The organism is Cellvibrio sp. QJXJ, from assembly GCF_024452345.1.
Lineage (GTDB): Bacteria > Pseudomonadota > Gammaproteobacteria > Pseudomonadales > Cellvibrionaceae > Cellvibrio.
In genome coordinates this window covers 2,497,445-2,516,891 of record NZ_CP101662.1, presented here as the reverse complement: position 1 = coordinate 2,516,891, position 19,447 = coordinate 2,497,445, and the positions used below count along the sequence as shown (strand labels likewise).

Below are 19,447 nucleotides of genomic sequence, written 5' to 3'. Positions count from 1 at the left end.
CTCTCGTTCGGGTATGGTGGCTTTTGTAGCAGGGCGTCTGCAGGGATAGGCGAGCGGAACAGCGGTTTTGTCGGTCAGGGACGGTCGGGTTATGCCGGTTGGCAGGGCGCCCGGTTACGTTTGCGGCAAAAGTGCTTATCTTGCAAAGGAGTCTTGCAAATGAACCGGATTCATCTCTTCCTCTTATTTGTTATTTTTCTGTTAATCCCCCTCTCTGTACCCGTATTTTCCAGTGTAATTCCGGCAGTTAAGCCCGGCTGTGATACTGTTGTGCAGGAACCTGCTGGCGGGCGTGACTGTGCGGCGGGCGCCGTTCTGGTGGCGTCGGTGCCGGAAGTGCCGGTGGGTGAGCTGGCTGCGGCGCAATCTGCCGCTCCCGCGGGGCTGCAGGATTTTATCCAGAACGATCAAACCCATGGCCGCTCCCAGTGGCTGTTATTGGCGATTTTTGCGGGGCTGATTTTGTTGGCGGCGCGCATTGCTCCCTCTTTGAAATAATTTGTTATGGATGCCCGCGTTGGCGGGCATGACGAAAAACGATTGTTTTAGGTGAATAAATCACAAAAAACCAGCGGATTTTGATACGGAGATCCTCCAGGGTTAAGGCCACAATGGCTCTATTGTCCAAGTGCAAAGGTTGCGCGACTGGGCATAAAAGGAGCGGCACCTAGTGCCAAATTTTGGTTATTAATCTGGAAGGATCTCATCATGAAAAAGTCTCACGCTATTGTTAAACCACTCACTCATGCAATCTTGATTGCAATCTCCTGTTCTGCTGGCGGAGTTCTGGCAGATACGGATAAAAAAACCGAAGTTCCCCGTATTGACACCGTGGTGCGTATCGACCCTGTTTTGGAGCGTATGGCTGCAGAACAGGCGTCGCTGCCGGTGATCATCATTTTTGGCGAGCAACCCCAGCGCGCTATCGCCCGTAAATTAAATGCGCAATACGAGCGCGATATCGATGGTTTGGCGGCGCGAGTACGGGCTATTTACGATCGCTATCTCACCAAGGAAACACTGGTCAGCAAAGACAAGGAAGTCGAACACAGCAAGTTGTTGGCCCAGTACATTACCGATGCCGATAAAAAAGAAATCCGCGCGCTCAATGAACAGCGTGAAAGCCTGATGCGCAAAGTGCGTCAGGAAATTGCACGCGAATCGGAGCTGGCGGTAACCCGTGTGCAGGAATCGCAGTTGGATGCCATCACCCGCTTGGGTGCCAAGGTGCAGGAAAAACTGGTGACAACTAATGCCATCAGCGCTGTTATCCCGGCTTCAGCTTTAAAGGAACTTGGCGCACTGCAAGGTGTAGCCGAGGTTATCTACAACACACCCGGCAAAGCTGAATTGGATAATCAGGCGGCATCGCTCGGTGCAGATACCTGGTGGAATACCGGTTTCGATGGTGGTATCTGGGATGTAGGCGTGATCGATGACGGTGTGCTGGAAACCCATACCGGCCTTAACACCCACACCTTCTATGAAAATTTTGCGGGCAATGGCAATCACGGTACCGGCGTCGCCTGTATGTATGCGGGCACCGATGCCACCCGTCGTGGCTTGGCTTTTGGGTTGGATTCCATCCTGGTGGAAAATGCCGGCGATGAAGCGACCACTATGGCCGGTGCAGATTGGATGCTGCGCTCGGCGGGCGATGATCCGGAAGTGATTAACTACTCCTGGGGTAATGGTGATGCGACCGGCAGTGATTGGCATCCGCTCTCACGTTTTGTGGATGGAGTGGTGTTTGATTACGCCACCAACTGGGCCAAGTCAGCGGGCAATCAGGGCTTTGGCACCAACACCATGACCGTGCCGGCCACCAACTACAACGGCCTCACCGTGGCAAACATGGCGGACAACAATACAGTGTCGCGCGCTGATGATGTGATTACCGCCTCCAGCAGCCGTGGGCCAACCGTGGATAACCGCAAAAAACCTGACCTGTCTGCGCCGGGCAATCAAACCCGTACCTGCAACGCATCCGGTGGTTATTCCGACCTAGGCGGCACAAGCTCAGCGGCGCCCAAAGTCGGCGCAGCGACACTCTTATTGACTGATGCCGGTAACTGGGATCCGCGCTCCATTAAAGCGGTGCTGATCAATACCGCCGATTCCTGGGAGGATAGCGACACCCAATCCACTGCCGATGACGGTCCAAAAACCGGTAAAGAGTGGAACAAAACCTACGGTTGGGGCTATCTGGATTTGGCGCACGCTCACTTCCATCGCAACGACTTTTTCGCCAATTCGGTAAAACCCAAAGGGCAATCCGGTAGCTTCAAGCTCTACAAGGGCACAATGTATAACGGCGATAAGGCAACGCTGGTGTGGGAACGCGATGTGGATTACAACAACGCCGCCACGCCAACCAGTTTCCGCGCGCTGTCGGATTTGGATTTGAAACTTTATTCAGAACCAGGCAATAGCCAGTTGGATTCAGACACCAGCGTGCGCGACAACGTCCATCAGGTAGCAGCCACCGCGACTCAATCGGCTGTCGTCAAAGTATATGCTTACAGCAGTGCTTTTGATGGTGCGAGCAGCGAGCCCTTCTCGCTGGCGACCGAAGAAAATTTTGTTGCCGCTACCGGCCCAGCTTTTTCTAATAGCATCACTGCGCCGGCGAGTGTACTTACCGGCACCAACTTCACCTACACAGTGGCGGTGAAAAATACCGGCGATTTGGACGCGCACAATGTAAACGTCAAAATCAATTTACCGGCGGGATTCTCGCTGGTAGCCGGCGCACAAACCCAAAGTGCGGGCAGCATTGCTGATGGTGCCACCAAAAACCTGAGCTGGACGGTAAAAGCACCTAGCTATGCCATTACTTCCACCAGCATAAGCGTTAGCACTACCAGCCTCTCCTACGGTGAAAGCTTTACCGGCTCAGCGAGCAAGGCGATTAGCGTGAAGCGCTTGGTGCTTACTCTGCCTTAAGTACAAGCTCCGACGCGATTAAAACCTGATGCCATACTGGCATCAGGTTTTTTTGCTTATTAACAGATGACAAAGCGGTGTCAAGCACGCAGAATTCAGCTTCAATCTTCATGCAGCTGACAACCCATGTATTCGATATTACCCGCCATAGTGGCGTTTCTATTTTTATTCTTCGGCCTTTATGTCGCGCACTCCAAAGGTTTGAACCGGGTGACGGCTGCGTTTTTGATTCTGTGTATCACCACGTTTTTCTGGCAGTTTGTGTGGGCGATTTTGTTTCAGGTAGAAAACGAAAAACTGGCGCAAAACCTGATTGATTTGGGTTGGTTGCTGATTTTATTTTTGCCGACCAGTTTGTTTCATTTTCTGGTGGAGTTGACGGGGCAGCAAAACCATAAACGCAAAGTCTATGCCTCTTATATCTTTTCTATTTTTCTCGCTGCAACTCATGTCACCACGGATCTGGTCATTAATGGCAACTACCATTATTTTTGGGGCTTTTATCCTAAGGCTGGCATTTTGCACATACTGCATGTGTTGCAGACCAGTACGGTGGTGGTTTACGGGCTGTATCTCGCCTATCAAAAACAAAAACTGGTGCAAGCCGGTGAGAAAACCAAGCTGCAATATTGCAGTGTAGCGCTGCTGATTTTCTCTCTCTCGGCGGTGGATTATTTATGCAACTACGGTTTTGAATTTTACCCACCCGGTGTGGTGTTTATCGCGGTAGGTCTGGGCTTGATTGCGCTGGCCACTGTGCGCTACCACGCGATGGATGATTCACGCATGCTGGTGGCGAGTATCGCCCATGAAATGCGCACGCCGCTGGCGTCGTTAAAATTACAGGCGCGGGTATTAACCGAGTATCTACCGGAACTGATTGCCGGATACAACCTCGCGCGCGAAGAGGGGTTGTTGAAGCAGTCAATCAGCGAACAAACGCTGGCACATTTGGGACGCACTGCCAAAATTCTCGAGCGGGAGGTAGTGCAGGCTAATCACGCCATCGACATGCTCATGGCGTTAACCACCGCCCATTATTTAAATGAAAAGGATTTTAAACATTTTTCCATGAAGGAATGCGTTGAGTTGGCGGTGAGCCGGGTGCCTTATAAAAACGATGCAGAAAAGATCGTTAACGTCGATGTTAAAGCCGATTTTGTGGTGTTGGCCTCTAACGAATTTCTCACCTTTGTATTGATCAACCTGATTAAAAATTCGCTGGATGCATTGCGCGGCAAAGAGCGCGGCAGCATTAATATCACTATTATTGCGGATCAGGCAGGTAATCGGCTCGAGTTTTTGGATAATGGTGTTGGCATAGATGAAAAAATTCTGCCGCACATTTTTGATCGCTTTTTTACTACCAAAGACCGCAGCAACAACTCGGGTGTAGGGCTGACATTTTGCCGCAAGGTGATGGAATCTTTTGGCGGCAATATTACCTGCGAATCCAAACTGGGCGAATACACCCGCTTTACCTTGTCATTTAAAAAGTAAGCGCCGTAGCGCCAGGGCAAGTGTTAGTGCAACTTGCCCCGGTTGGCGACAGGGCTGATGTGCGGTTGTGCGGTGCATATTTCATGTTGCGGAATAACGGCGCAGTAATAATTGGTTTTGCCTGTTACTTTCTGTGCGGGATAAATATTCACGCTGTGATTAAAACTTTCCGGTTCGTAAAAGCCATCCTCTGAGTTGAACAGGGGAATGAAGTCACGAGAGGCAATGCGCTGGATCAAATCGCTGGGGGCATCCTCTTCTTCCAGAATTTTCAAGTGCTCGGCAATATCCTCTTCGGTGTAAATCAAGCAGAGTGATTCACTGCCATCGCGTGTTTGCAAGGTAAAGCGCGAGGGATTGGACAGGTAAAAATATTCTTTGACATCCAATTCGCTGCATACCTTTTGAAAATAATCGGCCAATTCTGCGTCGGCAAAAAACGGTGTGTTTACATCTACCGCTTCATTTTTAATGTGGCTGGTTAAATCCTGAAAGTAGGCATTTTGTAATTTGTTGATGGCGTTGGTCAGCTGTTCCAGCATGTTCTCATCACTTTTTTTAATGTAGTAATGAATAATATTTTCGTTAAATGCGGTGACTGCGTCGCTGGGTGTGGCATGGCCGGTTAAAAGTATTTTTTTGATGGCCGGATTATTTATTTTTTTGCAAAACTCAATGCCATTCAGTGACGGCATGGAGAAGTCCGCAACCACCACGGAGATTTCCATGTCGCGCTCATTGTTGCGCTGTTTTAAGTGGGAATGATTGAGTACCTTTTTGACCCACTTGTCGGAGTCGCCCGCAAGCTCAGGGGCGTTTTTGTTGTGGCTTGAGCGGGTTGCCGGCTTGGGGGCATTAATGTACTCGAGGGCGGACAGGGCATTATCAAACAGCTTCAGGTTGTACTCGTTGGAAAAAACCATATCCAGCGAGGCAAGAAAATCCGGATTGTCGTCAATAAACACGATTTGTGCAGGATAAAAAAACAGCGGTATCTTGGATTTCAAGGTGGTGTCCTGTTATCGGCGAATGCGTTGATGGTGGCGGTTGAGGGTTATTGTTGGGCGCCTGACTTAAATATATACAAAAGATCTGCTTTTATACAGCCGCTCGTGGGATTAATCCCGCGATCTGCTGTGGCTAATCCGCGATAAAAGCAACGTCCTGGCTACAGTTATAGCAGCCAAGACGTTGGATGTGGTCTATCAGCGTAGTTATAAGTGCACCCTTTTCATTTTGTTATGCCGGGTTGTCGCTGGTTAAAGCGTTGTGCGGTTTACTTCAAATCGTCCAAATCGATATCCGTGCGCTCAAACTTTTTGATCTTGCGGATGATTTGGTCGGGCAGGCGTGCAATGCGTTTTTCCTTGTCGGCAAATACGATTTGCTGATAGCCACGCGATGCCAGTTCATCGTTAATATAAAAGCTGAACAGCAAGTAGAACGAACATTTTTGAATGTTAAACGCATTGAGTGAACAGGTGACTGTCTGGAAGGGGAAGGCCTCTTTCAGGTACTCATTGTGCGCGCGTTTGGTAATAAATACGCCTTGATCTTGCAGCATATCGTTAGAGATGCACTCAAAGAACCAGCGCTCTCTCACTGCACCTTGCCATTCAAAAAAGTTGGAGAAATACACGTTCTGTGTTGCATTGGAATGCTTGAGTGACGTTTCAAATTTTTGATAGTAAGTTTGCGGCGCAATTGGCCAGGCTTTGGCAGTTGGAAAGCTGTTAAGAACGTCGTCAGCACGGAAAGCAACAGAAGAATTAGTAGTTTGCATGATTGAATCCTCATTCGTTTAAAGGTCGGTTATGCAAATGAATTGTTCATTTGCTGACCTAGAGTAATGAAGCGCCAAACAAGACACCACCGTTTGTGTCCCAGCAAAAAGCTAAATAAAATTTATGTCGCCTAAATCATCTTCTGTGCGATATTTTTACGCAGCAGCATAAATTTTTATGTTCACAGTATTTGTTTGGCGTTTAAATCATTTTTAATTTGTGAAAATCAGAGCGCCAGCGAGTCTGATATACGTTTGCTCTCATCGGTTCACTCGCCACTGCGGCTCCATTTGCCCCTGCATACAGCGTTTCACATCTTCATCAATGCGATTGTCAGGTTTTACGCATTCCTTGAGTGAACGTGTCGGCGCGAAGGTGTTGTGTTTTGTGGGCGGCGAGTCGGCCTCTGCCATCATCTGGTCTGCGTGGCGGCACGCCGTGGTTTGGTAGGTGTAATTGGTGTCGCTGGCATTGGTGTTGTACTGGTCGATCCAATAATTGCAGGTCGCAATAATTTGCTGCAGCTGTGGATTTTCAGTGTTTAGCGCACGCGGCTTCTCGCGTTTACCGCGCGTAGGTGTGTGGCGGGAGGTTGAGGGATTGTTCGCCGTTTCAATCCAGCGATGTGTCCCCGCTTTTTTATTACATCTATCCAGCGTTTCCGCATAATAATCCCGCTCCTTGGCCCACTGCCTGATCTGACTTTGATTACCACCATTATTAAGTTTGCGCTGGGTGGATTTTAATTTGGATTGCCACTGACCGCAGTCATTGGCGAGGGTTAGTGTGGGCAGGCTTAACGCCGCGAGTGCGGTAGAAATGATTAACAGTTTCTGCATAGTTCCTCCTTGAGCTTTCGATTATAGTGTTGCCAAAATCCGTTGGCCGATTCTATTCCATGAATGAGAGAAAAGCATGCCCGCAAAGATCAAAAACCTCACTAAAACCCTGCTTTCCGACAATTGGTACACCTTGAACAAATATTCGTTTGAATATCAAAAACCCAATGGTGAGTGGAGTAAACAAGAGCGTGAGGCCTACGACAGAGGTAATGGTTCAACCATTCTTTTATGCAATACCGACAAAGGCACAGTAATTCTGACGCGCCAGTTTCGTCTGCCGACTTACGTGAATGGCAATAGCGACGGCATGTTGATTGAAACCTGCGCCGGTTTACTCGATCAACACAATGCTGAAGATTGTATTAAAAAGGAAGCAGAAGAAGAGACCGGCTATAAAATCGAAAAGGTAACAAAAATATTTCAAGCCTATATGTCGCCTGGGTCAGTTACAGAAATCGTACATTTTTTTATCGCGGAATATAGCGAAAATATGAAAGTGTCCGAAGGTGGTGGCTTGGAGCATGAGCAAGAAAATATTGAAGTACTTGAGCTCAAGTTTGATGCTGCTTACGCGATGATTAAATCGGGCGAGATCAAAGACGGAAAAACTATCATGCTTCTGCAATACGCCAAATTACATAACCTTTGCTCATAACTCCATCAGCAGGCGCACACATGACCACCGACAAACTTGGCCGCACCACGACCTATATAAAACAAGAGCAGGGCTATAGGGATCGCGCCTTAAAAATGTACCCCTGGGTGTGTGGCCGCTGCGCACGTGAGTTCACTTATTCCAACCTGCGCGAACTCACCGTCCATCACCGCGATCACAACCACGACAACAACCCCGCCGACGGCAGCAACTGGGAGTTGCTCTGCATCTACTGCCACGACCACGAACACACCAAGTTCCACGAATACGTACTCTATGGCGCAACCACCGAAAAGAAAATCCAACCCGCCACGCACAACCCTTTTGCGAATTTGAAGGATTTGATGGGGAAGAAGGAGGATTAGCGAAACTCTCCTTCTGTAAGTGCGCGCCGTATTAACACTTGACCAAATTCAATCCAATAAAAAAGCCAGCGAGGTTTTCACCAAGCTGGCTTTATCAAATATGGTAGCTAGAGGCGGACTTGAACCGCCGACCCCAGCATTATGAGTGCTGTGCTCTAACCGGCTGAGCTATCTAGCCATAAATGAGGCGCGCATTTTGGCGACTGAAGGGCGTGCTGTCAACCCCAAAAATCACCTTTGTGATAATGCCAGCGGCGGCGGATGGGGGTATCATGCGCGCTTTGTTTTATTGCTTGCCTAACTCATCCCGCAAACCCACCGATAAATAGGTTCACGATGGAATTTCTCGATCTCGCTCCCGTTACCCGCGCCCAGGGCGTTGTGCATTTGCCCGGCTCCAAGAGTATCTCCAATCGCACGCTGCTGCTGGCGGCATTGGCGCAGGGCGAGACGGATATTCGTGATCTGCTGAAGTCTGACGATACCGACCGGATGTTGGAAGCCTTGGCGGCGCTGGGTGTGAGTGTGACCAAAACCGGCGAGATGGATTACCGTGTGGTAGGTACCGGCGGCATTTTTCCTAATAAAGAGGCGGATTTATTCCTCGGCAACGCCGGTACGGCGTTTCGCCCGCTGACTGCGGCGCTGGCGCTGAGTGGCGGCACCTATAAGTTGCACGGTGTGGCGCGTATGCACGAGCGCCCGATTGGCGACTTGGTGGATGCACTGCGTCAAATCGGCGCTGACATTACTTATCTGGGGCAGGAAGGTTTTCCGCCGCTACTGATCAAGCCGGCACAAATCGCCGCCAACGGCAGTATCAAAATTCGCGGCGATGTCTCCAGTCAATTTCTTACCGCATTGCTCATGGCGCTGCCCATGACCGGCAAAGAAACTCACATCGAGTTGGTGAGTGAGCTGATTTCCAAGCCTTACATTGAAATCACCCTCAAACTGATGGCGCAATTCGGTGTAACTGTGCAGCGCGATGGTTGGGAGCGTTTTACGGTTCCGGCGGCGACTGGTTATACCAGCCCCGGCACAGTGTTTGTGGAGGGTGATGCTTCTTCGGCGTCTTACTTCCTTGCCGCCGGTGCGTTGGGTGGTGGCCCATTGCGGGTGCAAGGCGTCGGCGCTAACAGCATTCAAGGTGATGTGGCGTTTGCCGATGCGCTGGAAGCAATCGGTGTGACCATCACCAAAGGCGAGAACTGGATTGAGGCTTCGGCACCCTCGCTGCCGCTTAAAGCTTTTGATCGCGATTTCAATCATATTCCCGATGCAGCCATGACCCTTGCAGTAGTTGCGTTGTTTTGCGATGGCCCCTCGCGTTTGACCAATATCGCCAGCTGGCGCGTGAAAGAAACCGATCGTATTTCGGCGATGGCGACTGAATTGCGCAAGTTGGGGGCGATTGTGGAAGAGGGCGACGATTGGCTGCGTATTACGCCGGTGAAAAATTTAATCCCGAATGCGGCGATTGATACTTATGACGATCACCGTATGGCGATGTGCTTTTCGCTCGCGACCTTTGGCGGCGTGCCAGTGCGCATTAACGACCCCAAATGTACCGCCAAAACTTTCCCGACTTATTTCGATGTATTTGCATCGGTCGTTAAATAAGGGCAATGGTGATGGATAAGGAATTATTTACGCTCGATTTCAAAGTGCGCGACTACGAATGCGATATGCAGGGCATAGTGAACAACAGCGTGTACCAAAATTATTTGGAGCATGCCCGCCACGAATACTTGCTTGCCAAAGGTGTGGATTTTGCCGAGCTGACGCGCCAGAAAATTCACTTGGTAGTAGTGCGCGCCGAGTTGGATTACAAATTGCCGCTGGTGAGTGGCGATGAATTTTATGTCACGGTAAATGTTGAACTGTCATCGCGGGTGCGGTTTGATTTTTTGCAAAATATCTATCGTAAGCGCGACAATAAATTAATGCTCTCCGCCAAAATTACTGGCACCTCACTCAATGAGCGCGGTCGCCCATTTGTACCCGAGGTGATCACAGGGTTATTCTCTGCGGTGGAAGCGGAGGCTCGGGTGGGCGAGATTCAGTCATAGCTATATTTCCTTTTTCAATTGCAGGCTAACGGGGGGCTTGGTCTTTTAGCAGCATTTGTAATTGGAGTTTTAAATTTTCGTTCTCGGCGATGATTGGGTCGATATAGGCCCGTATTTCATCTGCAGAAAAACGCGGCGTAATATGCTGCGGGCAATTCCAATCAAACGCCTCGATGCTGATTACAATCGCGCGTTCAATGCGGGCGCGATAAGCGGGATCTTCTACGGCAGCAAGAATCTCTGGCTGTTCAGCCTCATGCACAATACGTGCACGCCCCCAGAGTTTTAATCGGCGCTGTCGTGGGTAGTCCATTAGTATCAGGCTGATTCGCTCATCGGCGGTAATATTGCCCACGCTGAGATACTGCCGGTTGCCACGAAAATCAGCAAAACCAATTGTGCTTGTATCCAACACTTTTAAAAAGCCAACAGGGCCGCCGCGATGCTGCACATAAGGCCAGCCATTTTCGCCCACGGTTGCCTGATAAAAACTGTCGCGTGCCCGAATAAATTGAATTTCGGTTTCCGTTAATCTGTTGCGCGGCTCGTTCGCCAATTCGAAATTGCGATTTCCCTCCCGGCTGCCATAAAACTCTTGTGCGGCTTTGACGCTGGGTGTGAAAGTGATATCAGAAAATGCACGCGACATAATAACTACCTCGTTAAAAATTTCCTGCCAGCATCATTTGCATAGGCACCGGTTTAGCTGTTAGCTGTCACTTTCGGGAAATCAATTTCCACGCGGCTGGCTTTGCCTAAAATGTTCGTCAATAAATTCATTCCCACATGGGTAATAATTTCTACTATGTCTGCGTCTGAATAACCTGCATTGCGCGCTTCGAGCAGTTCTGCAGTCGTAATCTCGCCCTTGTGCTCAAGCAGCGAGCGCGCCAGTTTTACTGCCACGGCGGCTTTGGTGTCCTGACTGGTGCCTTTGCGATTTGCATCTATTTCCGCTGGATTTAACCCTGCATGGTTTCCAATCGCTGAATGCGCAGATAAACAGTAGTCGCATGCATTTTGTTGTGCAATCGCCAGTGCGATGCGCTCGCGGGTTGGTAAATCCAGGCTGCCTTCACTGGCAATTCCATGTAAGCCAAGGAAGGCGCGCAGCGCAGCGGGGGAATTGGCAAGTACGCGCAGAAAATTCGGCACCATGCCAATTTTTTGCTGAATCGCTTTAAACAGCGCGGTCTGTTCGTCGGATGCGGTGAGGTCGGTTACTGTGTTGATGCGGCTCATGGTGTGTTCCTGTTGAGATAAATAGCAATGGGTGGAAGTTCATATTGCCAACCACTAGCAATGTAAAGAATACTCACGTTTATTAATTGATTGTTTCCAAAAAAGGAATAATCCGTGGATAGACTTACTGAAATGCAAATCTATGTGGCGGTTGCCGAATGTGAGGGCTTTGCGGCAGCGGCGCGGCGGTTGGGAATATCACCTCCGGTTGTCACACGGGCGGTAGCTGATTTGGAGGCTCGCCTTGGGGTCAGGCTACTAAATCGCACCACACGTTATGTGCGTGCAACCGATGCCGGGCAGCGTTACCTGGATGATGCCCGGCGCGTAATTGCGGCAGCCGATGAAGCGGACGAGGCGGCCATCGGCGTTAATAGCGAGCCGCGTGGACATTTAACCGTGACCGCGCCGGTATTGTTCGGGCGGATCTATGTTATGCCGGCGATAGTCGATTATTTGCAGCGCTACCCAGCGGCTGAAGTATCGGCACTGTTTGTTGATCGCGTAGTGAATCTATTGGAAGAGGGCGTGGATGTTGCACTGCGCATTGGCGAACTGGGCGATTCCAGTTTTAATGCGCTGCGCGTGGGCCGTGTGCGCCGTGTGCTTTGTGCGTCGCCAGATTACCTTGCCCGTCAGGGGGTACCTGAAAATCCGGATGCGCTGACGGGGCACTCGATTATCGTAGCTACCAGTCTCGGTGCCAGTGTTGAGTTGCGTTTTATGCAGGATAAAACGCCTTGGGTTGTGCGCATCAAACCGCGCTTGAGCGTCTCCAGTAATGATTCAGCGATTGAAGCGGCGGTTCGTGGTTTGGGAATTGCCCGCTTGATGTCCTATCAGGTTGCCCCCGAAATTGATTCCGGCAAATTGAAAATTTTATTGAGTGAATACGAAACCGCTCCTGTGCCAATTCATATTGTGCATCGTGAGGGGCGTTATACTTCCACCAAAATTCGCAGCTTTATTGATTTGATGGCTGAGCAATTGCGTGCGAATAAATCCTTGAATTGATCAACATGGCGCTTCTGCGCGCCAGTCAATGTGAATGAGAGTTCCTATGTCGTATCAACAGCTGCAGCAACACTTTGTCAAAATTTCCCACTTTGAACACCTCGCTTCTATCAGCCACTGGGATCAGGCAGCGATGATGCCTGCCGGCGGTAACGATGCCCGCGGTGCAGCCATGGCCGAGCTGTCGGTGTTAATTCATCAACTGACAACGGCGCCGCAATTAGGCGACTGGATTGCGACGGCGGAAAATGAAAGTTTATCGCCCGCCGAAAAAACAAGTCTCGCTGCTATTAAGCGCCGCTGGCAACAAGCGACGTTGTTGCCGGAAAAATTGGTGATGGCGCAATCGCTGGCCAATTCCGAATGTGAGCACGCATGGCGCGAACAGCGCACCAATAACGATTGGACGGGGTTTAAAACCAATCTTGCCAAGGTGGTGGAATTGGCGCGGGAGGAGGCGGCTATTCGCGCGGCGGCAGCGGGGTTGAGTAGCTATGATGCCATGTTGGATATCTACGAACCGGGCATGAACAGTGCAACGCTGGATGTATTGTTTGGCGAGGTAAAAACCTGGTTGCCGGATTTTATTGTGCGCGCGGAAGCGCTGCAGGCAACACAAAAAGTTATCGTCCCGCAAGGGCCGTTTCCCATCGCGCAACAAAAAGAATTGGGGCTGGCGGCAATGAGGCTGCTTGGCTTTGATTTTAATCACGGCCGCCTGGATGTAAGTGCTCATCCATTTTGTGGCGGCGTGCCGACGGATGTACGCATTACTACCCGCTACGACGAAAGCGATTTTATGAAAGCGCTGTTTGGCGTAATCCACGAAACCGGTCACGCGCGCTATGAACAAAACTTGCCCGCAGCGTGGGCGGGCTTGCCGGTAGGTGAGGCGCGTTCGATGGGCGTGCACGAGTCGCAAAGTTTATTTTTTGAAATGCAATTGGCGCGCTCAGCGGAATTTGCGCAATTGCTCGCACCTATGGCGGCAGAATTTTTGGCGCGCACGCAAGATGCGGCGTTGAGTACACACAATATTTACGCACTCAATACTCGGGTTAAGCGCGATTTTATTCGCGTGGATGCCGATGAGCTGACCTATCCCGCCCATGTAATTTTGCGTTATGAATTGGAGCGTGCGCTGATTGAAAGGCATATCGAAGTGGATGATATTCCTGCCTTGTGGGACGAAAAAATGCAGGCTTATTTAGGCCTGTCCACGCAAGGAAATTATCGCAACGGTTGTATGCAGGATATTCATTGGGCGGGCGGCGCTTTTGGTTATTTCTCCTCATACACCTTGGGAGCTATGTATGCGGCGCAGGAATTCGCGGCGGCAGAGCGCATGGTTCCACAATTGCGTAGTAAGATTGCCGCCGGCGATTTAGACGAACTGTTCGCTTGGTTGAGCGTGAATATTTGGTCGCAAGCGAGTTTGCGCTCGACCGATGAATTAATGATTGCTGCAACCGGCGAGCCGCTGAATGCCAGCTATTTTAAGGCGCACCTCGAGCGTCGCTATTTAACGGGTGAGTAATGTTTGTTGGTTTTGATTACGGTACGTCCAATTGCGCTATGTCATTTATCAATGAAGGGCAAGCGCAATTAATCCCGCTCTACGGTAATGACGCGTTTGTACCTTCTACCCTCTACGCCTTGGAGCGTTCGTTCATCGCCGAGTTGGTGGCAACGCAATTGAGCGATGATGCGGATAAGCGCGCTTATGCCCAGAGCCGGGCGGCGCTGTTAAGTCAGGCGCGCGCAGGAAAAATGGAACATGATCTTGATCATGCGCACGAGGGAATCTTTTTTGGCGCGGAGGCGATAGACCATTATATTTCTGCGCCAGGTGAAGGTTATTTTATTAAATCGCCTAAATCGTTTTTAGGTGCAAGTGGTTTGCGCCAGCAGTCAGTGGATTTTTTTGAAGATGTAGTTGCTGCCATGATGCTCAACGTTAAAAACCGCGCTGAGCAGCAGTTGCAAAACAATATCACCCAAGTGGTGATTGGTCGTCCGGTTAACTTTCAAGGTATTAATGCGCAGGAAAGTAATGCTCAAGCGCAAACGATTTTGGCGGCGGCAGCAAAACGTATTGGCTTTCGCGATATAGAATTTTTGTTTGAACCGCTCGCCGCCGGTTTTGATTTTGAAACACGCTTAACCGAAAACAAAACGGTATTGGTAGTCGATGTGGGCGGTGGTACTACCGACTGCTCCATGGTGCTGATGGGCCCGCAGCATATTCAGCAACTGGATCGGGCGCAGGATTTTCTCGGCCACACCGGTGAGCGTATCGGCGGTAACGATTTTGATATCCAGCTCGCGCAAAAAATATTGATGCCCCATTTTGGTATGTTGTCGCCATTAAAAACCGGCTTACCCATGCCGCTCATGCCGTTTGTGAATGCGATGGCTATTAACGATATAGGCGCACAAACTGATTTTTACGATGCCAAAACCGGTTTTTTATTGGAGCGATTAACCCGCGAAACCCATGAGCAGGAATTGCTTGCGCGCTTTATAAAAATGCGCGAAGGCAAACATAATTTTGCCGTAGTGCGCCAGGCGGAGCTGGGTAAAATTGCGCTTTCGGCACAAGCGCATCACAGTTTTCCATTGGGTTTTATCGAGGATGGTTTGGCGCCGCAGTGCAGCGCGCAGGATTACGCCGACGTCAGCGAACAGCTGTTGCAAAAAATCGCCGCGCTGATCAGCGAAGCAACGCGGCAGGCGGGTGTGCAGCCGCACATTGTTTATATCACCGGCGGCAGCGCCAAATCGCCGCTCATTCGCCAAGTGGTGCGCGAATTATTTGGCGACGATATAGCGATTGTCGATGGTGATCACTTTGGCAGTGTGGCGGCGGGTTTGGGGGTATGGGCGGAGCGCATATTCACCTAGGTGCCGGTGTGATTAATCAGGTGTTTTTAACCCCCATCAACTCACCCATTTTGGTCGGTGTGCCCGCTTGGTACTTTGCATCCCACTGCATTTTGTCTTTGGCGAAGAGAATGACGGCGGTGGAGCCGAGTTTAAAACGGCCCATTTCGGCGCCTTTTTCCAGCTGGATATTTTGGTAGGGGTAGAGGGAGGTGGCGATTTCGCGGCTGGCGAAGGGGGCGACAGCGCCGTCCCATACGGTTTCTATGCCAGCCACAATCATGGCGCCGACTAGCACGACGGCCATGGGGCCTATATCGGTATCAAAAATTGCCACTGTCCGTTCATTGCGCGAGAACAGGCGCGGCACGTTTTCGGCGGTGACGGTATTCACCGAAAATAATTCACCCGGAACACTGATCATGCTGCGCAGTTTGCCGCCGTAGGGCATGTGTACGCGGTGGTAATCCCGTGGCGATAAATACACAGTGGCAAATTCACCCTCGTTAAATTCTGCGGCGAGTTGTTCGTCGCCGCCGAGTAATTCCACGGTGCTGTAGTCCTGGCCTTTGGCTTGGAAAATACGGCCATTCACGATTTTACCCAATTGGCTAATGGCGCCATCGGCGGGGCAGACAATGCCATTGCTGCTGGCATCGATGGGGCGCGCATCAGGTTTTAGGGCACGGGTGAAAAAATCATTGAAGTGTTTGTACTGCAGAGGGTTTTCTTGCGCCGCGAGGCTCATATCCACGTTGTAGCGTTTTACAAACCATTTGATAAAGGTGTTTTTAATAAAGGGTGTTTCATTATTGGCCAGCCAACCGGCCGCGCGCGACAGGGCGTGTTGGGGAACCAGATATTGAAGGCCGATAAACAGTTTTGGATTCATGTGTTGTTATTGTTCCTGCGCAGGTCTTGTTGACCGTTTCAGAGGGTAAAGGGCTGGGGCTAGTGTAATTCACTTGGGGTGGTAATCAGTGCCGGCGCAGTTTAACAAACTCAACTGGAGGCGGCGACTATTGCGAGGGTAGAGGGGATATCTCGCATGCGCCGCTGTGGTATGGTGGCGGCCTCTGTGTTTACGAGGTGTTCCGTGCTGCAATTCCAGATTATTCCCGTCACTCACTACCAACAAAATTGCACCCTGCTGTGGTGTGATGAAACGCTCGATGCCGCTGTGGTCGACCCTGGCGGCGATATTGAGCGCATCCTCGCCGTAGTAGCCGAAAAGGGCGTAAACCTGCGCCAGATTCTGCTCACCCACGGCCATATGGATCATGTTGGTGGCACCGCGGCGTTGATCGCACAATTGCAACTGCCCGTTATTGGCCCGCACGCGGATGATCTGTTTTGGATTGATCTATTACCCCAGCAGGCGCAAATGATGGGTTTCAAACCGGTGGCGGGTTTTACCCCAAATCAATTATTGAATCACGGCGATAAAGTAAAGGTCGGCAATGCCGAGCTGGAGGTATTGCACTGCCCCGGCCACACCCCCGGCCATGTGATTTTTTATAATCGCGCTGCCCAATTGGCGCTGGTGGGTGATGTGTTATTTAAAGGCTCCATCGGTCGCACCGATTTCCCGCGCGGTAATCACGCCGATTTGATCAATGCCATTCGCACCCGCGTATTGCCCTTGGGTGACGCGGTGCGTTTTATTCCGGGCCACGGCCCTATGTCCACTTTTGGTCATGAGCGACTGAGCAATCCCTTTGTCGCCGATAAAAACTACGGTTGATGTAACCTTATGTCGCTGTTTGCCGATCTCAAAAAATCCAAGGCGGGCGTTGATTCCAACTGGAACCCGGGCTTTGACTTTAGTATTGCGCGCTCGGCGAAGCGGCGCAGTATCAGCATTGAAATCCGCCGCGCGGAGGTGGTGATTCGCGCACCGGTAGCTGTGCCTGAAGCACTATTGCTCGATTTTTTGCAGCAGAAAGCGCGCTGGGTGCAGCAAAAAATCGCTGAACAGACCCAGCGGTTAGAGTCCGTTGCGCCGCCAGTTGCACCGGTCTACACCCAAGGTACCGAAGTGGTGTTTATGGATGAGCGTTTGACGCTGGTGCTTGGGCGCGGTGCCACTGCGGCTATCCGCCGTGTCGACCAGCACTTGCATGTACTTTTATCAACCCGTTCGCGCCTGCCGGATGAGCAGCAAATCCAGCAGTTGTTAATGCGCTGGTATCAACAGCAAGCGCTGCACATTCTCACCGCAAAAACGGCGCAATTAACGGGGCAAATGGGGCTGGTGTGCAGCGCGGTGACGGTGAAGGCGACACGCTCAAAATGGGGCCACTGCACCAGTCGCGGCGCCATCCAATACAACTGGAATATACTGCTGGCACCCGAACACATAGTCGATTATCTTGTCGCACACGAAGTCTGTCATCTGCGCCACCAAAACCACAGCCGCGATTTTTGGGCTCTGGTTGCCAGTGTTTGTCCATCTTTTGCGGCCGATCGCGCCTGGTTAAAAGCGAACGGTGCGCGGCTCAGTTTATAAACTCCAAAGGTATTTAGTGATGAATGACATTCCCTCTGTTGAAAGCACCATCGAACCCCTGAGTGATGATCCCGCTGAAAACCTGGATCGTTTTATCGTGGAAGCCATGGAGCTGGGCTGTGTCTGGGGGCTGCAAGGGCCAGAAGGCTGGGCGCTCAGTGGCTCGGAAGCACATGAAGACGTAGATGTGATGCCCTTCTGGTCGCAGGAGAGTTTTGCCCGCGCCCACTGCCAGGACGACTGGAAAGATTACCAGCCTGTTGCTGTGGACCTGGAAGAGTTCCTGGAGGATTGGCTGCCCGGTATGCATGAAGATGTATTGCTGGTGGGCATCAACTGGAACGATGAGCTGGAAGGCGAGGAACTGGAGCCGCTGGACTTGCTGGAAGAGTTTGAACAGGAAATGAGTGACTAAGCGTTACCGCTGACCGGTGCGCTTAATAATAAGCATCCCCTACTTGATTCTGGTCGGTCTCTTCGCCAAACAATTGCAGGTGCAAAATATCTACCTCGTAGTGTTTAGCGTAATCGTTCAGCGCTTTTAAATCGGCAACACCGGGGCTGAGGCTACACCAAAAATTGGTTGACTCATCGCGGGTCGCCAAAACAAATTCCAGTGCGCCCGGCACTGTTTTGCGACTCAAGTGGCTAAATAGTTTGCGCTGTAGTTGCAGTACCGAAAAATTAAAATCCGCGCAGAGTCGCATCAGCAGCGGATACTGCGACTCGCGTCGATCCTGAAAACGAATTTCGCGGCTGGCGAATAACTCGTCTGGATCAATCAAACGTTTGTGTGGTGGCTGCTGCATAAGATAAAGTCAGTTATACGTTATTGACGAATAGGCTGACCATCGTGGTCGGGCAGAGTGAAACAAGCACTCCAGTATCCTGACAAGGTTGTAAAAACACCTAGTGTAACTATCCGCTGTGACAAAGCCAAAGACAAATAGACTGTAAAAAGCGCGTGGATTAGACCACAGCGTTGTTAATCGCCGAGTGCGGTCTTTCACATTTTTGTTTTTCTGTTTACCCACTCAAGCGGTATTCGGTTGAAGATAATTCAGTTAAAGATAACGTAAAGATAGTTCAGTTAAACCTTAGGTAGCTAAACGGAGCGTGCAATGATTTCATCCCCCAACCTTGGTGTACTGCGGGCCAAGTCGCTAGTAAATATTTTTTTTATCGCTTTATGTTTGTTATTGGCAAGTTGTGCCGCCATCAAGCCCAAATTGGAGCAGCCGACAGTCAAGGTGGCCGGCTTGCAGTTGCTGCCCGCGCAAGGTTTGTTGCAGCCGATAGAAGTGAATTTGTTAGTGACTAACCCCAATGACCGCGACTTATCACTGCGCGGTATGTCCTATACCGTGGGCATCGAAAATTTTGACGTATTGAGTGGTGTGAGCAACGAGTTGCCAACCCTCACCGCCTATCAGGAAACACCAATAAAAGTTGTGGTGACAGCCAATGTATTGCAGCTGGTGCGTTTGATTGAGCACTTTGGTCGCAATGGCATGAAAGAGAATGTTGATTATAATTTTTCCGCCAAGCTGGATTTTAGCGCCTGGCTGCCCGCGCTGCGGGTAAATGAAAAAGGCTCGATCCCGCTTGCGGCCAAAAAGCGCTAATTTTTAGCGA

General features: G+C 50.6%; 21 protein-coding genes and 1 tRNA gene. 14 read left to right on the top strand and 8 right to left on the bottom strand.

From position 1 onward, the window contains the following. Positions 1-159 precede the first annotated feature (159 nt). The 3 genes from NNX04_RS10890 (at position 160) to NNX04_RS10880 (ending at position 4,446) form a co-directional block, all read left to right on the top strand. A complete protein-coding gene (locus NNX04_RS10890; protein WP_261945781.1) occupies positions 160-498 on the top strand; it encodes a hypothetical protein in 339 nt (112 codons plus the stop codon). A gap of 210 nt (positions 499-708) precedes the next feature. Then, a complete protein-coding gene (locus tag NNX04_RS10885) occupies positions 709-2,946 on the top strand; it encodes a S8 family serine peptidase (RefSeq protein ID WP_261945780.1) in 2,238 nt (745 codons plus the stop codon). Between the two features lie 126 nt (positions 2,947-3,072). After that, positions 3,073-4,446, top strand: a complete 1,374-nt coding sequence (locus tag NNX04_RS10880) for a sensor histidine kinase (RefSeq protein ID WP_151054320.1) — start codon at positions 3,073-3,075, stop codon at positions 4,444-4,446. Between the two features lie 23 nt (positions 4,447-4,469). Here NNX04_RS10880 and NNX04_RS10875 read toward each other — a convergent pair whose 3' ends face one another. The 3 genes from NNX04_RS10875 to NNX04_RS10865 form a co-directional block, all read right to left on the bottom strand. Beyond that, positions 4,470-5,453, bottom strand: a complete 984-nt coding sequence (locus NNX04_RS10875; protein WP_007644573.1) for a response regulator — start codon at positions 5,451-5,453, stop codon at positions 4,470-4,472. Positions 5,454-5,722: 269 nt separating this feature from the next. Continuing rightward, complete coding sequence (locus NNX04_RS10870; protein ID WP_007644574.1) at positions 5,723-6,229, bottom strand: acyl-CoA thioesterase; 507 nt, start codon at positions 6,227-6,229, stop codon at positions 5,723-5,725. Positions 6,230-6,490: 261 nt separating this feature from the next. Continuing rightward, positions 6,491-7,069 carry a hypothetical protein gene (locus NNX04_RS10865; protein ID WP_261945779.1) on the bottom strand — a complete coding sequence of 193 codons (579 nt, stop codon included), beginning with the start codon at positions 7,067-7,069 and terminating at the stop codon, positions 6,491-6,493. Between the two features lie 76 nt (positions 7,070-7,145). Between NNX04_RS10865 and nudK the strand changes: the two genes are divergently transcribed. Both nudK and NNX04_RS10855 read left to right on the top strand, forming a co-directional pair. Further along, the gene (nudK, locus tag NNX04_RS10860) at positions 7,146-7,727 is read left to right on the top strand and encodes a GDP-mannose pyrophosphatase NudK (protein ID WP_261945778.1); all 582 of its coding nucleotides are present in this window, start codon (positions 7,146-7,148) and stop codon (positions 7,725-7,727) included. Positions 7,728-7,747: 20 nt separating this feature from the next. Beyond that, the gene (locus tag NNX04_RS10855) at positions 7,748-8,092 is read left to right on the top strand and encodes a YajD family HNH nuclease (RefSeq protein WP_007644577.1); all 345 of its coding nucleotides are present in this window, start codon (positions 7,748-7,750) and stop codon (positions 8,090-8,092) included. A 101-nt stretch (positions 8,093-8,193) separates the two neighbouring features. Here the strand turns inward: NNX04_RS10855 and NNX04_RS10850 are convergent. After that, positions 8,194-8,270 (bottom strand) — tRNA-Met (locus NNX04_RS10850). 158 nt (positions 8,271-8,428) lie between these two features. Between NNX04_RS10850 and aroA the strand changes: the two genes are divergently transcribed. Both aroA and NNX04_RS10840 read left to right on the top strand, forming a co-directional pair. After that, positions 8,429-9,715: a 3-phosphoshikimate 1-carboxyvinyltransferase gene (gene aroA, locus NNX04_RS10845; protein ID WP_261945777.1), complete on the top strand. Its 1,287-nt coding sequence runs from the start codon at positions 8,429-8,431 to the stop codon at positions 9,713-9,715. An 11-nt stretch (positions 9,716-9,726) separates the two neighbouring features. Next, positions 9,727-10,164, top strand: a complete 438-nt coding sequence (locus tag NNX04_RS10840; protein ID WP_225318470.1) for an acyl-CoA thioesterase — start codon at positions 9,727-9,729, stop codon at positions 10,162-10,164. Positions 10,165-10,189: 25 nt separating this feature from the next. Here NNX04_RS10840 and NNX04_RS10835 read toward each other — a convergent pair whose 3' ends face one another. Together NNX04_RS10835 and NNX04_RS10830 are read right to left on the bottom strand one after the other, a co-directional pair. Then, positions 10,190-10,813 (bottom strand): pyridoxamine 5'-phosphate oxidase family protein, encoded by a 624-nt coding sequence (locus tag NNX04_RS10835; protein ID WP_261945776.1) that lies wholly within the window; start codon positions 10,811-10,813, stop codon positions 10,190-10,192. A 53-nt stretch (positions 10,814-10,866) separates the two neighbouring features. Then, positions 10,867-11,406, bottom strand: coding sequence for a carboxymuconolactone decarboxylase family protein (locus NNX04_RS10830; RefSeq protein ID WP_261945775.1), 540 nt, complete (start codon positions 11,404-11,406; stop codon positions 10,867-10,869). Positions 11,407-11,520: 114 nt separating this feature from the next. On the opposite strand from NNX04_RS10830, the gene NNX04_RS10825 reads away from it, so the two are divergent. Genes NNX04_RS10825 through yegD form a run of 3 tightly spaced genes read left to right on the top strand, consistent with a single transcriptional unit; the run spans position 11,521 to position 15,324 of the window. Next, positions 11,521-12,420 (top strand): LysR family transcriptional regulator, encoded by a 900-nt coding sequence (locus tag NNX04_RS10825; RefSeq protein WP_261945774.1) that lies wholly within the window; start codon positions 11,521-11,523, stop codon positions 12,418-12,420. A gap of 46 nt (positions 12,421-12,466) precedes the next feature. Further along, the gene (locus tag NNX04_RS10820; RefSeq protein ID WP_261945773.1) at positions 12,467-13,957 is read left to right on the top strand and encodes a carboxypeptidase M32; all 1,491 of its coding nucleotides are present in this window, start codon (positions 12,467-12,469) and stop codon (positions 13,955-13,957) included. Further along, complete coding sequence (gene yegD, locus NNX04_RS10815) at positions 13,957-15,324, top strand: molecular chaperone (protein WP_261945772.1); 1,368 nt, start codon at positions 13,957-13,959, stop codon at positions 15,322-15,324. The genes NNX04_RS10820 and yegD overlap by 1 nt, the downstream gene beginning before the upstream one ends. A gap of 16 nt (positions 15,325-15,340) precedes the next feature. Here the strand turns inward: yegD and asd are convergent, their stop codons facing one another. Continuing rightward, complete coding sequence (asd, locus tag NNX04_RS10810) at positions 15,341-16,195, bottom strand: archaetidylserine decarboxylase (protein ID WP_261945771.1); 855 nt, start codon at positions 16,193-16,195, stop codon at positions 15,341-15,343. Positions 16,196-16,399: 204 nt separating this feature from the next. On the opposite strand from asd, the gene NNX04_RS10805 reads away from it, so the two are divergent. From NNX04_RS10805 to NNX04_RS10795, 3 genes are read left to right on the top strand one after another with little or no spacing between them, the layout of a single operon-like run. Continuing rightward, positions 16,400-17,047: an MBL fold metallo-hydrolase gene (locus NNX04_RS10805; protein WP_315973045.1), complete on the top strand. Its 648-nt coding sequence runs from the start codon at positions 16,400-16,402 to the stop codon at positions 17,045-17,047. A 9-nt stretch (positions 17,048-17,056) separates the two neighbouring features. Next, entirely contained in the window at positions 17,057-17,812 is a 756-nt protein-coding gene (locus tag NNX04_RS10800; RefSeq protein ID WP_261945770.1) for a M48 family metallopeptidase, read from the top strand. Between the two features lie 19 nt (positions 17,813-17,831). Then, positions 17,832-18,227, top strand: coding sequence for a DUF2750 domain-containing protein (locus NNX04_RS10795; protein ID WP_261945769.1), 396 nt, complete (start codon positions 17,832-17,834; stop codon positions 18,225-18,227). Between the two features lie 22 nt (positions 18,228-18,249). On the opposite strand, the gene NNX04_RS10790 is transcribed toward NNX04_RS10795, so the two are convergent. After that, positions 18,250-18,621, bottom strand: a complete 372-nt coding sequence (locus NNX04_RS10790) for a hypothetical protein (RefSeq protein WP_151054298.1) — start codon at positions 18,619-18,621, stop codon at positions 18,250-18,252. A gap of 312 nt (positions 18,622-18,933) precedes the next feature. Between NNX04_RS10790 and NNX04_RS10785 the strand changes: the two genes are divergently transcribed. Then, entirely contained in the window at positions 18,934-19,437 is a 504-nt protein-coding gene (locus NNX04_RS10785) for an LEA type 2 family protein (protein ID WP_007644599.1), read from the top strand. Positions 19,438-19,447: the final 10 nt, after the last annotated feature.

What these genes read in the sequence shown, in the direction of transcription:
- NNX04_RS10865 (WP_261945779.1), bottom strand. Translation starts at nt 7,069, where the DNA reads ATGCAGAAACTGTTAATCATTTCTACCGCACTCGCGGCGTTAAGCCTG.
- NNX04_RS10880 (WP_151054320.1), top strand. Translation starts at nt 3,073, where the DNA reads ATGTATTCGATATTACCCGCCATAGTGGCGTTTCTATTTTTATTCTTC.
- NNX04_RS10790 (WP_151054298.1), bottom strand. Translation starts at nt 18,621, where the DNA reads ATGCAGCAGCCACCACACAAACGTTTGATTGATCCAGACGAGTTATTC.
- aroA (WP_261945777.1), top strand. Translation starts at nt 8,429, where the DNA reads ATGGAATTTCTCGATCTCGCTCCCGTTACCCGCGCCCAGGGCGTTGTG.
- NNX04_RS10885 (WP_261945780.1), top strand. Translation starts at nt 709, where the DNA reads ATGAAAAAGTCTCACGCTATTGTTAAACCACTCACTCATGCAATCTTG.
- NNX04_RS10890 (WP_261945781.1), top strand. Translation starts at nt 160, where the DNA reads ATGAACCGGATTCATCTCTTCCTCTTATTTGTTATTTTTCTGTTAATC.
- asd (WP_261945771.1), bottom strand. Translation starts at nt 16,195, where the DNA reads ATGAATCCAAAACTGTTTATCGGCCTTCAATATCTGGTTCCCCAACAC.
- nudK (WP_261945778.1), top strand. Translation starts at nt 7,146, where the DNA reads ATGCCCGCAAAGATCAAAAACCTCACTAAAACCCTGCTTTCCGACAAT.
- NNX04_RS10785 (WP_007644599.1), top strand. Translation starts at nt 18,934, where the DNA reads ATGATTTCATCCCCCAACCTTGGTGTACTGCGGGCCAAGTCGCTAGTA.
- NNX04_RS10855 (WP_007644577.1), top strand. Translation starts at nt 7,748, where the DNA reads ATGACCACCGACAAACTTGGCCGCACCACGACCTATATAAAACAAGAG.
- NNX04_RS10835 (WP_261945776.1), bottom strand. Translation starts at nt 10,813, where the DNA reads ATGTCGCGTGCATTTTCTGATATCACTTTCACACCCAGCGTCAAAGCC.
- NNX04_RS10800 (WP_261945770.1), top strand. Translation starts at nt 17,057, where the DNA reads ATGTCGCTGTTTGCCGATCTCAAAAAATCCAAGGCGGGCGTTGATTCC.
- NNX04_RS10870 (WP_007644574.1), bottom strand. Translation starts at nt 6,229, where the DNA reads ATGCAAACTACTAATTCTTCTGTTGCTTTCCGTGCTGACGACGTTCTT.
- NNX04_RS10820 (WP_261945773.1), top strand. Translation starts at nt 12,467, where the DNA reads ATGTCGTATCAACAGCTGCAGCAACACTTTGTCAAAATTTCCCACTTT.
- NNX04_RS10840 (WP_225318470.1), top strand. Translation starts at nt 9,727, where the DNA reads ATGGATAAGGAATTATTTACGCTCGATTTCAAAGTGCGCGACTACGAA.
- NNX04_RS10830 (WP_261945775.1), bottom strand. Translation starts at nt 11,406, where the DNA reads ATGAGCCGCATCAACACAGTAACCGACCTCACCGCATCCGACGAACAG.
- yegD (WP_261945772.1), top strand. Translation starts at nt 13,957, where the DNA reads ATGTTTGTTGGTTTTGATTACGGTACGTCCAATTGCGCTATGTCATTT.
- NNX04_RS10795 (WP_261945769.1), top strand. Translation starts at nt 17,832, where the DNA reads ATGAATGACATTCCCTCTGTTGAAAGCACCATCGAACCCCTGAGTGAT.